Genomic DNA, 14182 nt, shown 5'->3' with positions numbered 1-14182 from the left:
TAAGCCGATAGGTGTAGGCGCAGCGAAAGCGAGTCTGAATAGGGCGACTGAGTTCGATGAATTAGACCCGAAACCCGGTGATCTAGGCATGACCAGGTTGAAGGTGCGGTAACACGCACTGGAGGACCGAACCGTTCAATGTTGAAAAATTGTCGGATGAGTTGTGTTTAGGGGTGAAAGGCCAATCAAACCGGGAAATAGCTGGTTCTCCGCGAAATCTATTGAGGTAGAGCGTCGGACGTATACCGTTGGGGGTAGAGCACTGGATGGATGCGGGGGTCGCGAGATCTACCAATTCTAACCAAACTCCGAATACCAACGAGATTTATCCGGCAGACAGACGGCGGGTGCTAAGGTCCGTCGTCAAAAGGGAAACAGCCCTAACCTACAGCTAAGGTCCCCAAGTCACGTCTAAGTGGGAAAGCATGTGGGAATCCCAAAACAACCAGGAGGTTGGCTTAGAAGCAGCCATCCTTTAAAGAAAGCGTAACAGCTCACTGGTCTAAATAAGGGTTCCTGCGGCGAAGATGTAACGGGGCTCAAGACGTGCACCGAAGCTTAGGGTTTGGACTTCGGTCCAAACGGTAGCGGAGCGTTCCGTAAGCCTGTGAAGCGGTCTGGTAATGGGCCGTGGAGGTATCGGAAGTGCGAATGCTGACATGAGTAGCGACAAAGAGGGTGAGATGCCCTCTCGCCGAAAGACCAAGGGTTCCTGCTTAAAGCTAATCTGAGCAGGGTGAGCCGGCCCCTAAGACGAGCCCGAAGGGGGTAGTCGATGGGAACCACGTTAATATTCGTGGGCCTGGTGGTGTGTGACGGATCGCGTGTGTTGTCTGACCTTATCGGATTGGTCAGGCTTCGAAGCGGTTCCAGGAAATAGCCCCACCGTATAGACCGTACCCGAAACCGACACAGGTGGTCTGGTAGAGTATACCAAGGCGCTTGAGAGAAGTATCCTGAAGGAACTCGGCAAATTGCCTCCGTACCTTCGGAAGAAGGAGGCCCCACATATGCGCAAGCATTTGTGGGGGGCACAGGCCAGGGGGTAGCGACTGTTTAGCAAAAACACAGGACTCTGCTAAGTCGGCTTCAAGACGACGTATAGGGTCTGACGCCTGCCCGGTGCCGGAAGGTTAAGAGGAGGAGTGCAAGCTCCGAATTGAAGCCCCGGTAAACGGCGGCCGTAACTATAACGGTCCTAAGGTAGCGAAATTCCTTGTCGGGTAAGTTCCGACCTGCACGAATGGCGTAACGACTTCCCCACTGTCTCCAGGATATGCTCAGCGAAATTGAATTCTCCGTGAAGATGCGGAGTACCCGCGGTTAGACGGAAAGACCCCGTGCACCTTTACTGCAGCTTCAGAGTGGCATTAGGAAAGAATTGTGTAGCATAGGTGGGAGGCTTTGAAGCACTGGCGCCAGCCGGTGTGGAGCCATAGGTGAAATACCACCCTGTTGTTTTCTGATGTCTAACCCAGGACCGTTAGCCGGTTCGGGGACCCTCTGTGGCGGGTAGTTTGACTGGGGCGGTCGCCTCCTAAAGAGTAACGGAGGCGCGCGATGGTAGGCTCAGGCCGGTTGGAAACCGGCTGTTAGAGTGCAATGGCATAAGCCTGCCTGACTGCGAGATTGACGAATCGAGCAGAGACGAAAGTCGGTCATAGTGATCCGGTGGTCCCTCGTGGAAGGGCCATCGCTCAACGGATAAAAGGTACGCCGGGGATAACAGGCTGATGATTCCCAAGAGCTCATATCGACGGAATCGTTTGGCACCTCGATGTCGGCTCATCACATCCTGGGGCTGGAGCAGGTCCCAAGGGTTTGGCTGTTCGCCAATTAAAGTGGTACGTGAGCTGGGTTCAGAACGTCGCGAGACAGTTTGGTCCCTATCTGCCGTGGGCGTCGATACTTGAGAGGAGTTGCCCCTAGTACGAGAGGACCGGGGTGAACATGCCTCTGGTGTACCTGTCATTCCGCCAGGAGTGCAGCAGGGTAGCTATGCATGGACGGGATAACCGCTGAAAGCATCTAAGCGGGAAGCCTCCCTCAAGATAAGGTATCTTCGAGTCGTGATAGACCATCACGTTGATAGGCCGGGTGTGGAAGTGCGGTAACGCATGAAGCTAACCGGTCCTAATAACTCTGTTCATGCTTGAGAATCCCGCCATCAATGACAGGCCTGCCCTTGCAGGTCCCGTCCAACGATGACGGACGATACCAGCCAACTTAACAACATCGCAAAATCCATCCCAAAAAGATGGATCCAATGCATCGATACAATCCGTCGGCTCCATTGCCTGGTGGCCATAGCGTCTGTGAACCACCCGATCCCTTCTCGAACTCGGCCGTGAAACCAGTCCGCGCCAATGGTACTAACGCTCAAGCGTTGGAAGAGTAGGTCGTCGCCAGGCATTGAAGCCGACGGATTATAACAACATAAAAACCCATTCATGATGATCAGACAAAAGCCCGCCTTCCGGTGGGCTTTTTGTTTGGCGATGTTATACATTGCGTACCCACAGGGAAATGCTAGATGGTCGGTCTAGCTCCAGTGGCGGGATTCGAGTCTCCCAAGAAGGCTCCTTCTTTTGTCGCGGGGCGATACCTCGCTTTGCGGCAAGAGGAGAGCTGCATGTCGTTCCGCATCCCTCAGGATTGGCTGGATAGCATAATCTACCTTTACCCCGACATTCCGTCCGCTGAGGCGGGGGACGAGACGGGAGGAACCGGATTTTTGCTTGGGTGGCCTATGGGAGGAAATGCCTCATGTTTTACTCTTTGGGCCGTTACCAATCGCCATGTGATTGAGCAGAATCATTGGACAATCAGGGTCAATAAGAAGGGTGGCGGCTTTGAGTTCATCGATACCGATGACCGGCAATGGCTATTTCACCCTGATTCGGACCTAGGCGGCGTGGACAAATTGCCTAGAGGCGAGCTTTCCAAGTGTCTTCGGGATATTTGATGATTTGTCGCCGCCATATCCAAACGGCGAACGAAAACATGATTGCTCCGGTAGCTATACCAGCACCCCATCCCTTCTGATGACCATGAAAATAGGCCACCAGAATACTGACAACGGCCGGAGCAGATAGCGCAAGCCAATCCCGTCGGGTCACTTTCCTCATGCGGCGTAATCTATCGCGAGGTGGCCGTAAAAACACCGATTTCTGCATGGTGTTTGGGAACGCGATTGACGCGATGGCCAGTCGTTGATTCAAGCCTGCTTTTTGGAGGCAGATTTGAGCCGGGGCGATCTCACCGAAGCAGAATGGCGAATTTTGAAGGGCTTGTTGCCAATCGAGCCTGAAAATCGCGGTCGAGGCAGGCGGCCGGAGCAGAACCGTTCTGTCGTCAACGGCATACTCTGGCGGCTCCGTTGCGGCGCACCGTGGCGCGATGTACCACCGAAATACGGCAGTTGGAACACGATCTATCGGCGGTTTCGACGCTGGAGTGAGGCTGGTGTTTGGGAGACCGTTGCGGTTACGCTCGCCGAAATCATGGCTGACAGCGGCCACTACAGCATCGATAGCACAACAGTCCGCGCCCACGTTTCGGCAGCGGGCGGAAAAGGGGGACTCATCGACGCGCTCTTGGCCGCTCGCGGGGCGGGTTCACCAGTAAGCTTCACTGCTTGGCTGATGCCCTCGGACGACCAGTTGCCTTCCACCTAACCTGTCTTATTCACCGCGGCGGGTGAGAGGGTTGGCGGGAGTGGCGTAAGCGATTGCTTTGCAGTAGGAAAATGGGTGTCTAGACCAGTCCTTCAGCGAGGCAATTTATGCCACGGACCACACCCGCCGGGAGCGATGATAGCGCACCGGGATTTTCGTTTCCAGCGGTTGGCGGCAAGAAGGTCACAACCGCGTTCGACGGTGGCCGGCTGACCTCTGACGGCGGCGTTCTGCTGCTGGCGCAGGCCGAGCGCGCGATGGGGATCTGCCGGCAGCTTGCTGCGTGCATCGCCGATCCGCGTGACCCGACGCGGGTGATCCATCGCCTCGATGACATTCTGCGTGCCCGTGTGTTCGCGATCACGTGTGGCTATGAGGACGCCGATGATCTCGATGCCCTGCGCGACGATCCGGGCTTCCGCCTGGCGCTGGGCAAGTTGCCGGGATCGGGCGCGGGGCTGGCCAGCCAACCGACGATGAGCCGCTGGGAGAATGCACCGACCACGCGTGAACTGGCCCGGATGATGGTCGCGATGATCGGCGTTTACTGTGCCAGCTATCCGGCCCCACCGGCGGCGGTGACGCTGGATATCGATGACACGTGTGATGTCGTGCACGGCTATCAGCAGCTCTCGTTCTGGAACGGACATCACGGTGAGCGCTGCTTCCTGCCGATCCATGTGTACGATACCGCGAGCGGGCGGCCGGTGGCGATGCTGCTGCGCACTGGCAAGACGCCGTCGGGTGCCGAAGGTGCCGGCCACATCCGGCGCCTGGTGCGTCATATCCGCCAGCACTGGCCCGATACCCACATCACCATCCGCGGCGATGGGCACTACGCCCGTCCCGAGATCATGGCGTTCTGCGAGGCGGCCGGGGTCGATTACGTGTTCGGCTTGCCGACCAACGCCGCGCTGCGGGCCGATCCGGCCATCGTTGCCGTCGCCGATGCCTGCGCGGTCAAGCGGGCCCAGGCCCAACATCCGGTCCTGCGCAACTATGTCGAGACCCGCTACGGCGCCAAAAGCTGGAAGAGCCAACGCCGCGTCGTCGCCCGGATTGAGGCCAGCACGCTGGGCATGGACATCCGCTATGTCGTCACCTCGCTGACAGAAGGCTCGCCCGAGCACATTTACGACACGCTCTATTGCGCGCGCGGCCAAGCCGAAAACCTGATCAAGCGCCACAAGACCCAGTTGGCCAGCGATCGCACCTCGTGCCGCTCGGCCAATGCCAACCAGATGCGCCTCATCCTGCATACCGCCGCCTACTGGCTGATGTGGCGCGTCCAGCAGGCCATCCCCAAGGCCACCTCTCTGGCCACTGCCGAGTTCGCAACGCTGCGCCTGCGGCTGCTCAAGGTCGCCGCCCGCGTCATCGAGACCGCCTCGCGCATCCGTGTCGCCTTCGCGTCAGCATGCCCCGACGCCGGCGTGTTCAAAGCCATCGCCACCAGTCTCCGGCCAGCGCCGACATAGCCAGCGCGGCTGTGCCGCACAAAGCCCGAGCCATCGCCCATCAACCTCGAAAAGCCATCGGTTTTGCTGCGGCGAAAAACGCCGCCGAAACCGCGCGCCCGGATCACGCGGCCACCGACACATCAAACCCGGCACGCCCCAGTGCAGCGGGCTCATGAATAAGCCGGGCTAACAGGTGGCGAGGCAGCGGACTGCAAGGCGTATGATGCTTTGATCGATCTGCCCGAGTGCACGCCCGACGCTTTGTTGGCGGACAAGGGGTATGACGCTGATGCCATTCGTGCGGATCTTGCCGAGCGGAAGATTGCTGCCGTCATCCCCGGCCGGTCAAACCGCCGCGTCAAGATCGAGCATGATCGAACGCTCTACAAGCAGCGCAACCGCATCGAGCGCATGTTCGGCCATCTCAAAATCAACCGCGCCATCGCCACCCGCTACGACCAGCTTGCCAACAGCTTCCTCGGCATGGTCCATCTCGCCACCGCCAGATACTGGCTCAAATTTGTCCACGCCGCCTAGCAGTCAGGCCGATCCAACTTTCGCAGGACATCCACAAGTTCAGTTTCCTAACCAAGGACTGGCTACTCTCGAAAGAGTGGTGCGATGCACTTGATATAGGGCCGGGCGACGATTGTATATTCGTAGGCCGTTTTGTCGGTCACGCCGGGAAAAAGTCAAATAATCCGGTGGCGAGATTCGGGCAGATAGCTCAGTCACCGATCGAGCCTGTTCGAGTAGATGGAAGAAACCAAGAATGCTTCTTGGTTGAAGCTCGATCTATAGGCGGAAGCTCCGGGTCTCCGGTTTTTGTGGACCTTGATACCGCTCATTATCGGCCGACTATCAATCTGAAGACCGCACCAGATGGCAGCACATTAGGCAAAGGATACTGGCCCGATAAGCGGTGGTTGCTTGGCGTAAATTACGCAATGATCCCGCTTTGGGAGAAGGTGTGCGATAGTTCAGGCGTGCAACTGCAAAGTGGATACCGCACGCCAATGAACACCGGCCTTGACGTGACCCCCTGATTTTCCTCCACGAGCGATTAGAGTCTGGCCTTGAAGGAAGGACAGACGATGAAGCGTACGAGGTTTTCAGAAGAGCAGATTATCGGGGTGCTGAAGGAAGCGGAGGCGGGAGCCAAGACCGCTGACCTGGCCCGTCGGCACGGTGTATCTGAAGCGACGATCTACAACTGGAAGTCGAAGTATGGCGGGATGGAAGTGTCCGATGCCCGCCGACTGAAGGAGCTCGAGAGCGAGAACGCCAAGCTCAAGCGGCTGCTGGCCGATGCGATGCTGGACAAGGCTGCTCTGAAGGATCTTCTGGCAAAAAAGTTCTGATGCCCGCCGCGCAGCGGGAAGCTGTTGCTCATCTCCAGGTGTGCCACGGGATGAGCGAGCGGCGGGCGTGCCGTGTTATCGATGCTGATCGCAAAAGCGTGCGTTACCGTTCCACCCGGGACGATGATGCCGAGCTTCGCGAGAAGCTGCGCGAGCTGGCCAACCAGCGTCGCCGGTTCGGCTATCGCCGTCTGCATATCCTGCTGCGCCGGGAGGGGATCATGATCAACCGCAAGAAGACCCAGAGGCTCTACAAGGAAGAAGGGCTGGCAGTGAGGCGACGACGAAGCCGCAGGCGTGCTGTTGGCACAAGGGCACCTGCTCCGGTTCTGGCGCTGCCGAACCAGCGCTGGAGCCTGGACTTTGTTCACGACCAGATGGCTTCGGGAAGACGGTTCCGGGTGCTCAACGTGGTCGATGACGTGACCCGGGAGTGCCTGGCAGCGGTGCCGGACACCTCGATCTCTGGTCGCCGTGTCGTTCGCGAGCTGACCGCACTGATCGAACAGCGCGGCAAGCCAGGCATGATCGTCAGCGACAATGGCACCGAGCTCACCAGCAACGCTGTGCTGGCATGGTGCGGCGAGGTCGGCGTGGAGTGGCATTACATCGCGCCCGGAAGGCCGATGCAGAATGGCTATGTCGAGAGCTTCAATGGCCGCATGCGCGACGAACTGCTCAACGAGACGCTGTTCTTGAGCATGGCCCATGCCCGTGTCGAGATCGCGGCCTGGGTCGAAGACTACAATCGGGAGCGACCACACTCGTCTCTCGGTTACGCAACACCGGCGGCGTTCGCCGCTGAACTGGATAAGCAATGGCCTGCTTCGCTACGCCCTACGGGCTCCGCTACGCAGCCCATTGCTTCAACCGCGCTTATGCGCAAAACAACCGCCCGGCTCTAATCCCAGCTGGGGGAAAGCTGGGGGTCACGTCAGCCTGATGGCCGTAGTGCCGGCATGGCACCTAATCGACATGCTAGAGGATGGAGATGCGGGAAAGGTCCGCGAGGCTCTGGAAAAGGCAATCGCCATAGAACTGGCTAAGCAGAACAAGCTTCCCGTGACAATGCCTACTCAGGAGCCCGGCCAGGCTTAGACTTGGCCGCCCGTACCAGCCTTTCGAAATCTTGATCGGCGGCGGGGCTTAGTTCGCCAGCGTCCGAGAGATCGCGGATTGCCTTTCGGAAGCGCTCGCTTTGCTCTTCCTCGGTCAGCTTCTTGGCCTGCTTGGGCACATCTTTTTCCAATCAATCATGCATAAGTAAGGCGCCTGCCAACCACGCCCTTGAGCAGCGCATCCGCGCGGTCCGCGTCATTGCAACCAAGGGTGCGGATTCCGAGGTCATGCCGGCCACCATTCCGATTTGATCCCGGCCGGCATTCCGACCTGATCCCGGCCGGCATTCCGATTAATTCCCGGCCACCTGCCGGGGGATGAGAAGCCTGATCGTTGGGCCATCCTTGCGGCTGCGTGTGAGCCGGGAGGACTGGATGCCGACGAGGAGGCCGAAGATGCGCGATGTGCGCGAAGTATTGAGATTGCACCGGGAAGGCTGTGTCCCGATGCGCGAGGTGGCCCGTATGATGGGCATTGCACGCTCGACGGTGCGAGACATGGTGGTCCGCTTCGAGCGCTCGGGGCTTTCCTGGCCGGTTCCGGCCGAGATCAGCGACGCGGAACTGGAAGCCCGGCTTTATGGGCCTGCCGGGGTAAAGCCGGGCAGACGCAAGCAATCCGAGCCCGACTGGTCGGTGGTGGCACGCGAGCTGAAGCGCAAGCACGTGACGCTGCAGGTCCTGTGGGAAGAATACATCGCCGCTCATCCCGACGGTTATCGGTACAGTCGCTGGTGCGAGCTGTTCCGCAACTGGGAAGGCCGGTTGTCGCTGGTGATGCGCCAGAGCCATGCCGGCGGCGAGAAGCTGTTCGTCGACTACGCGGGCGACACTGTCCCGGTCGTGATCAACCGCCGGACCGGCGAGATCCGCGCCGCGCATCTGTTCGTGGCGGTGCTGGGCGGCTCGAGCCTGTCGTTCGCGTGCGCGACCTGGACGGAGCAGTTTGCTGACTGGGCCGAGGCCCACAACGCCGCGTTCGCGTTCTTCGGCGGCGTGCCGCGGTTGCTGGTGCCCGACAATGCCAAGGTCGCGGTGATCAAGGCCTGCAACTTCGATCCAATGGTCAACCGCAGCTACACCGACCTCGCCCGCCATTACGGTACGGCGGTGCTCCCGACACGAAGCCGGAAGCCGAGAGACAAGGCGAAAGTGGAGGCTTGCGTCGGCATCGTCGAAAGATGGGTGCTGGGCCGGCTGCGCAACCGGATCTTCTACAGTCTGGCCGAGGTCAATGCGGGCATTGCCGAGTGCCTTGCCGATCTCAACGACCGGCGCGTGCTACGCCAGTTCCAGAAGACCCGGCGCGAACTGTTCGATGAGGTTGACGCGCCCAACCTCAAACCGCTGCCTGCCGAGCCCTGGGTCCATGCCCAGTGGAAGCGCTGCCGGGTCGGGCTCGACTACCATATCGCGCTCGAGCAGCATCACTACTCGGTGCCGCATCGCTTCGCCCGCCGTGAGGTAGAAGCCCGCTTTACCGCACGCACTGTCGAGATCTTCCTGGGCGGCGAGCGCATTGCCGTTCACATGCGTGGCAGCGGAAATGGCCGGCACACGACTGTGCCCGAGCATATGCCCTCGAGCCACCGGCGCTATCTGGAATGGACGCCCGCGAAGATCCGCGACGAGGCGGCCCGGATCGGGCCGATGCTGTCGCTGTTGGTCGAGCGCATCATCAACGATCGGCCGCATCCCGAACAGGGATACCGCTCGTGCCTTGGCATCATCGGCTTGGCCAAGCGCTTCGGCGCCGATCGGCTTGAAGCCGCCGCGGTCCGCGCTCTGGAGATCCAGGCGCGCAATTATCCTTCCGTCAAATCGATCCTCGAAAAGGGGCTCGACAAGGTGCCCGTGTCCAAAGCCCCGGAGCGCGAGCCGATCCTGCACGACAACATCCGGGGCTCCCAATACTACCATTGAGAGGAACAATGATGCTCAGACACCCAACCCTTGATCAATTGAACCAGCTCGGCCTGACCGGCATGGCGCACGCCTTCGCCGACCTCGACAACAACGGCGATGCCGCCAGCCTGAACCACGCCGAATGGCTGGCGTTGCTGCTCGATCACGAGGCTACCTGGCGTAACGACCGGCGCCTCGCGCTGCGCCTGCGACACGCCAAGCTACGGCACCACGCTGTTCCCGAGGACGTCGATTACCGCGCTGCGCGCGGGCTCGACCGCCGGTTGTTCGAAATGCTGCTCAAGGGCAACTGGATCGCCGCCCACGAGAACTGCGCGATTATCGGGCCAGCAGGCGTCGGCAAAAGTTGGCTTGCCTGTGCAATCGGCCACCAGGCTTGCCGGGACAATCGCTCGGTGCTCTACACCCGCCTACCGCGCCTGATCGATGACTTGTCGCTGGCCAAGGGTGACGGCCGCATCGCGGCCCGAATGAAGAGCCTGGCGCGCGTCGACCTGCTCATCCTTGACGACTGGGGGCTTGAGCCGCTCGACGGCAATGCCCGTCATCACCTGCTCGAAATCCTCGAAGACCGTTACGGCCGTCGATCAACGTTGGTGACCAGCCAGCTCCCAGTAGCCAGCTGGTTCAATCTGATCGGCGACCCGACCTACGCCGATGCCATCCTCGATCGCCTCGTTCACAACGCCCATCGCCTAGAACTCTCCGGCGAATCCATGCGCCGAAATCTCCACGCTCAAGCCGCTTGACCCACTCAAAACCTGCATGCCAATAATTACCCACGATCTGGCTTCACCCGGCCGGCATCATATCGGAACAGTGACCGGGATCAGATCGGAATGGGCGGCCGGGATCGTCGGAATCAGCACCAAGGGCAACACGGTTGTTATACCGGAATTCAAACTCAGCGAGGTAGCGGTGCAAGTGCTGCTCGCCGCAGTGCTGATATACGCCCTTCATGCCGCGCTTAAAGATGCTGAAATAGCCTTCCACGGTATTGCTGTGAACGGTGCGATCCTCAAGGTTCACATATTCGCCGCGACCGTGAGAGGTCGTGCCGTGATCCGCGAAGAACTTGCCCATGTCGCGATAGCCGCTGTGCTCGTCAGTCATCACGCGGGCTTCGCGGGCGACGTTCGCGAGAACGATCGGCATCAAGGTATCGGCGCGGACATTCTCGATAACCATCGTGCGAGCCTTGCCGGTGTCGCGATCGACCAGCGCCAGAACCTTCATCTTATGATGGAAGGCGCGCTTCTTTTCGGTGCCTTTGAGGTGGCCGATAAATGTCTCGTCCACTTCAACGATACCGCCCGCACCGCCGAACGGAGTCATGTCATCCGAACGCATCGCTTCGCGGATACGCTGCGACATGAACCAAGCGGTCTTGAGGGTGACGCCAAGGATGCGGTGAAGCTGATTGCTCGAAATGCCCTTCTTGCTCCCGGCAATCAGGTACATCGCCTGAAGCCAGATGTGCATCGCTACCTTGCTGTCCTCAAAGATGGTGCCAATTTTTACGGTGAACGGCTTGCGGCACTGGTAGCACTTCCACACGCCGACGCGGGTGGACTTGCCTTGGAGCTTGCCGATCCGCTCGACACCGCCGCAATGCGGGCACACCGGTCCTTCGGGCCAAATGCGCGCTTCGACATAGGCGAAGGCAGCTTCTTCATCGTGGAAGTGCGGGGCGGAAAGGGCGGACGACATCGATTTAACTCCTTACGGAGTGTTGTGCCATCTCAATTTGGGTACGTCAAGTATAATAACGCCTTTTGTTTGCCCGCGTTTCGTGAACCGAAGCGGACTCTTTGTTGCAACAAAGCATCAGGCGATTGCCGAAAATGCACCCGCGTGCATTCGCTGCTGGCGTGCGCCGTAAATCGCCCTAGAACACCCACATCCACCGTTCGCCCGGCGTGGCTTGGGAGAGGATGCGGGAAAACTGCACCGCGCCGGGCGTTACGGGGATATCATCAACGACAGTTCGGCATGGTTCAGCGCTTTTCGGTAGCGCTGCTGGCGTCTGCCTGATCGGCGCTCCAGACCTTGCCGCCGCCAATCCACGTCTCGAGGACCTTGGTGGCGCGTATTTCCGCCGCGCTGGCGAACATCGGATCGGTATCGACAAACACGAAATCGGCACGCTGGCCGGGAGCCAGGCGACCGAAGCGCTGTTCGGCGAAACTGGCCCAGGCCGCGCCGCTGCTATATCCGGCAAGCGCGCTGGCCCGGTCGACGCGTTCCTGGGGCTGCCATCCGCCGACAGGCTGGCCCGCTGGATCTTCCCGGCTGATCGCCGCCGCGATACCGGCAAAGGGATCGGCCTGTTCCACCGGCGCGTCCGACCCGAAGGCGAGCGTTGCACCCGCCGCCTGGAGGGAATGCCAGGCATAGGCGCCGGTGAGCCGCTGCGGCCCCAAACGGGCCTCCGCCATCAGGCGGTCCGAAGTCTGGTGCACCGGCTGCATCGAGGCGACGATGCCGTTGCGCCCGAACCGCGCGAAATCGGCCGGGTCGACGATCTGCGCGTGTTCGATGCGCCAGCGACGATCGCCCTTGTAGGTCTGCGACAGATCCTCGATGGCATCCAGCACGGCGGCATTGGCCTGATCACCGATGGCGTGCACCGCGATCTGGAAGCCGTCCATCGCGGCGCGGCTCATTAGGTTGCGCAATTGCGTGTCGGACAACTGGGGCAGCCCGCGCGTGCCTGGCGCATCGGCATAGGGGGCCTTGAGCCACGCCCCGCGCGATCCCAGCGCGCCGTCCATGTAGAGCTTTACGCCGTTGAGACGCAGACGGTCCTGATAGAGCCATGGGGTGGGGCCGGGGCCGGCGATCAGCGCCATCTGATCGACGCCGGCGGCATAGGCCATGATCCGGATATAGAGTTCGTTGTGATCACCGGCGCGGCGATAGGCCTGCCAGTCCTCGATGCTCGTGCCCATGTCGGCCACGGCGGTTACGCCGCGCCGGAACAGCAGGCGCTGGGCGGTCGCCAGCGCGACATCGCGGTCGGCCGCGCGCGGGGCGGGGACGACCCGCGCCACCAGCGCTTGCGCGGCATCGACCAGCACGCCGGCTGGTGCGCCGGCGGCGGTGCGTTCGAGATGGCCGCCGGCCGGGTCCTTGGTCTGCGCCGTGACACCGGCGGCTTTCAGCGCCGCACCATTGGCCCAGCCAGCATGGCCATCGACGCGTTCGAGCCAGACCGGCTTGTCGGCCACGACGGCATCGAGTTCCGCCGCTGTGGGAAAGCGCCCCAGTCCCCAGCTTTCCTGATTCCAGCCGCGCCCGATGATCCACGGGCGATCGGGATGCTCGGCGGCATAGCTCTTGATCCGTCCCAGCGCTTCGGTCAGCGATTTCGTGTCCGACAGATCCAGCGTGAGCGCGGCGAAGCCCAGCTGCATGACGTGCGCGTGCGCGTCGATCAGGCCGGGCAGCATGATCCGGCCCTTGCCGTCGACGTGGTACTGAATGCCCTTGGGAGGCTTTTTCTCGCCGGGCCGGTAGATCGCCTTGATCACGCCGGCATCGTCGAAGACCAGCGCCGAGAACGTCTGGACGCGGCCATCGGGGCCGATGGTTTCGCCGCTGACGTTATCGACCAGCGTATCGGCCAGCGCGAGCGAAGGGGCTGTCGCCAGCAGCAGCGCCGCGATGGCGGCCCGGCGCCCGTGGCTCACGCGGGCGAGCCTTTCTCGCTACCCCTTCTGGGCAGGCGGCGGATCAGCGCGCTGGTGTCCTCGCGCCCGCCGCCCAAAGCCTGCACGTCGGCATAGAACTGGTCTATCAGCGCCGTCGTCGGCACGCTGGCGCCCAGATTGCGGGCTTCCTCAATGGCGAGGCCCAGGTCCTTGCGCATCCAGTCGATGGCGAAGCCAAAATCGAACTCGTCCTTTGCGGCAGTGTGCCAGCGGTTGTCCATCTGCCAGCTTTGCGCCGCGCCGCCCGAAATCGCCTCGAAAACCTTGTCGAGATCGAGGCGGGCGATCTGGCAGAAGCGGATCGCTTCGGAAAGGCCGGCGATGGTGCCCGCGATGCACATCTGGTTGGCCATCTTGGCCGTCTGCCCGGCGCCGGACTTACCCACGTGGACCACCCGCTTGGCATAGGCAGCAAGGATCGTGCGTGCGGCGTCCACCGCCTTTGCGCTGCCGCCGCACATGATCGAAAGCGTGCCGTTCTCGGCGCCGGACTGACCGCCGGTGACGGGCGCATCGACGCAGAGCAGTTCCTTGTCGCGTCCTTCCACCGCGATCTGGCGGGCGATCCGCGCGGAAACCGTGGTGTGATCGATGAACAGCGCGCCCCGCCGCAACGTGGAAAACGCGCCCGTGGGGCTGAGCACGACATCGGCGAGATCATCATCGTTGCCAACGCAGGTGATGACGACGTCGGCTCCTTCCGCCGCTTCAGCCGGCGACGAGGCGACACGCGTCGCAAGGCCGGGGTTCGCGGCCTGCCATGCTTCCGCGCGGGTGGCGGTGCGGTTGTAGATGGTGAGGCGGTGCCCAGCCTTGCCAAGATGGCGGGCCATCGCGCCGCCCATTACGCCGAGGCCCAGAAACGATACGTTGAGAGGTTCGCTCATGTCCGCCTGTTTAACGGCTTTGGCGGAGGGTTCCAGTCGC

The 14182-nt window shown here is 61.1% G+C and carries 9 protein-coding genes, 2 rRNA genes and 1 pseudogene (1 of these 12 cut by a window edge); 9 read left to right on the top strand and 3 right to left on the bottom strand.

Annotated features, from left to right (window positions below; translation table 11 throughout):
• The 9 genes and pseudogenes from F1640_RS07480 to istB all read left to right on the top strand — a co-directional run.
• Window positions 1-2157: ribosomal RNA gene (locus F1640_RS07480) — 23S ribosomal RNA — on the top strand; it begins 636 nt to the left of the window's first position.
• Between the two features lie 139 nt (window positions 2158-2296).
• A 5S ribosomal RNA gene (gene rrf / locus F1640_RS07475) occupies window positions 2297-2411 on the top strand.
• Between the two features lie 221 nt (window positions 2412-2632).
• Entirely contained in the window at window positions 2633-2965 is a 333-nt protein-coding gene (locus F1640_RS07470; RefSeq protein WP_194918510.1) for a hypothetical protein, read from the top strand.
• Window positions 2966-3242: 277 nt separating this feature from the next.
• Window positions 3243-3677: an IS5 family transposase gene (locus F1640_RS07465; RefSeq protein WP_082209318.1), complete on the top strand. Its 435-nt coding sequence runs from the start codon at window positions 3243-3245 to the stop codon at window positions 3675-3677.
• A gap of 107 nt (window positions 3678-3784) precedes the next feature.
• Window positions 3785-5155, top strand: a complete 1371-nt coding sequence (locus tag F1640_RS07460) for an IS1380 family transposase (RefSeq protein WP_066763960.1) — start codon at window positions 3785-3787, stop codon at window positions 5153-5155.
• Between the two features lie 180 nt (window positions 5156-5335).
• Window positions 5336-5674: pseudogene (locus F1640_RS07455) on the top strand (transposase); the annotation flags it as partial.
• Window positions 5675-6231: 557 nt separating this feature from the next.
• Window positions 6232-7403 (top strand): IS3 family transposase gene (locus tag F1640_RS07450; protein ID WP_194917595.1). Its coding sequence is split into 2 segments (ribosomal slippage): window positions 6232-6484 and window positions 6484-7403, totalling 1173 coding nucleotides; the frame shifts between segments, so codons are not numbered across the junction.
• Between the two features lie 609 nt (window positions 7404-8012).
• Window positions 8013-9539 (top strand): IS21 family transposase, encoded by a 1527-nt coding sequence (gene istA, locus F1640_RS07445; RefSeq protein WP_194917528.1) that lies wholly within the window; start codon window positions 8013-8015, stop codon window positions 9537-9539.
• Between the two features lie 11 nt (window positions 9540-9550).
• On the top strand, window positions 9551-10291 hold the full coding sequence (gene istB, locus F1640_RS07440) for an IS21-like element helper ATPase IstB (protein ID WP_194921074.1): 741 nt from the start codon (window positions 9551-9553) through the stop codon (window positions 10289-10291).
• Between the two features lie 43 nt (window positions 10292-10334).
• On the opposite strand, the gene F1640_RS07435 is transcribed toward istB, so the two are convergent.
• From F1640_RS07435 to F1640_RS07425, 3 genes are all read right to left on the bottom strand, one after another.
• Window positions 10335-11252 (bottom strand): IS1595 family transposase, encoded by a 918-nt coding sequence (locus F1640_RS07435; protein WP_206694651.1) that lies wholly within the window; start codon window positions 11250-11252, stop codon window positions 10335-10337.
• A gap of 287 nt (window positions 11253-11539) precedes the next feature.
• Window positions 11540-13234 carry an amidohydrolase gene (locus tag F1640_RS07430; protein WP_125953922.1) on the bottom strand — a complete coding sequence of 565 codons (1695 nt, stop codon included), beginning with the start codon at window positions 13232-13234 and terminating at the stop codon, window positions 11540-11542.
• A complete protein-coding gene (locus F1640_RS07425; RefSeq protein WP_194918508.1) occupies window positions 13231-14142 on the bottom strand; it encodes an NAD(P)-dependent oxidoreductase in 912 nt (303 codons plus the stop codon). Before F1640_RS07425 ends, F1640_RS07430 begins: the two co-directional genes overlap by 4 nt.
• Window positions 14143-14182 lie beyond the last annotated feature (40 nt).

Origin of the sequence: Novosphingobium sp. NBM11 (assembly GCF_015390225.1) — a bacterium.
Lineage (GTDB): Bacteria > Pseudomonadota > Alphaproteobacteria > Sphingomonadales > Sphingomonadaceae > Novosphingobium.
The sequence above is the reverse complement of the archived record's forward strand: the minus strand, read 5'-3'. Positions and strand labels throughout refer to the sequence as shown.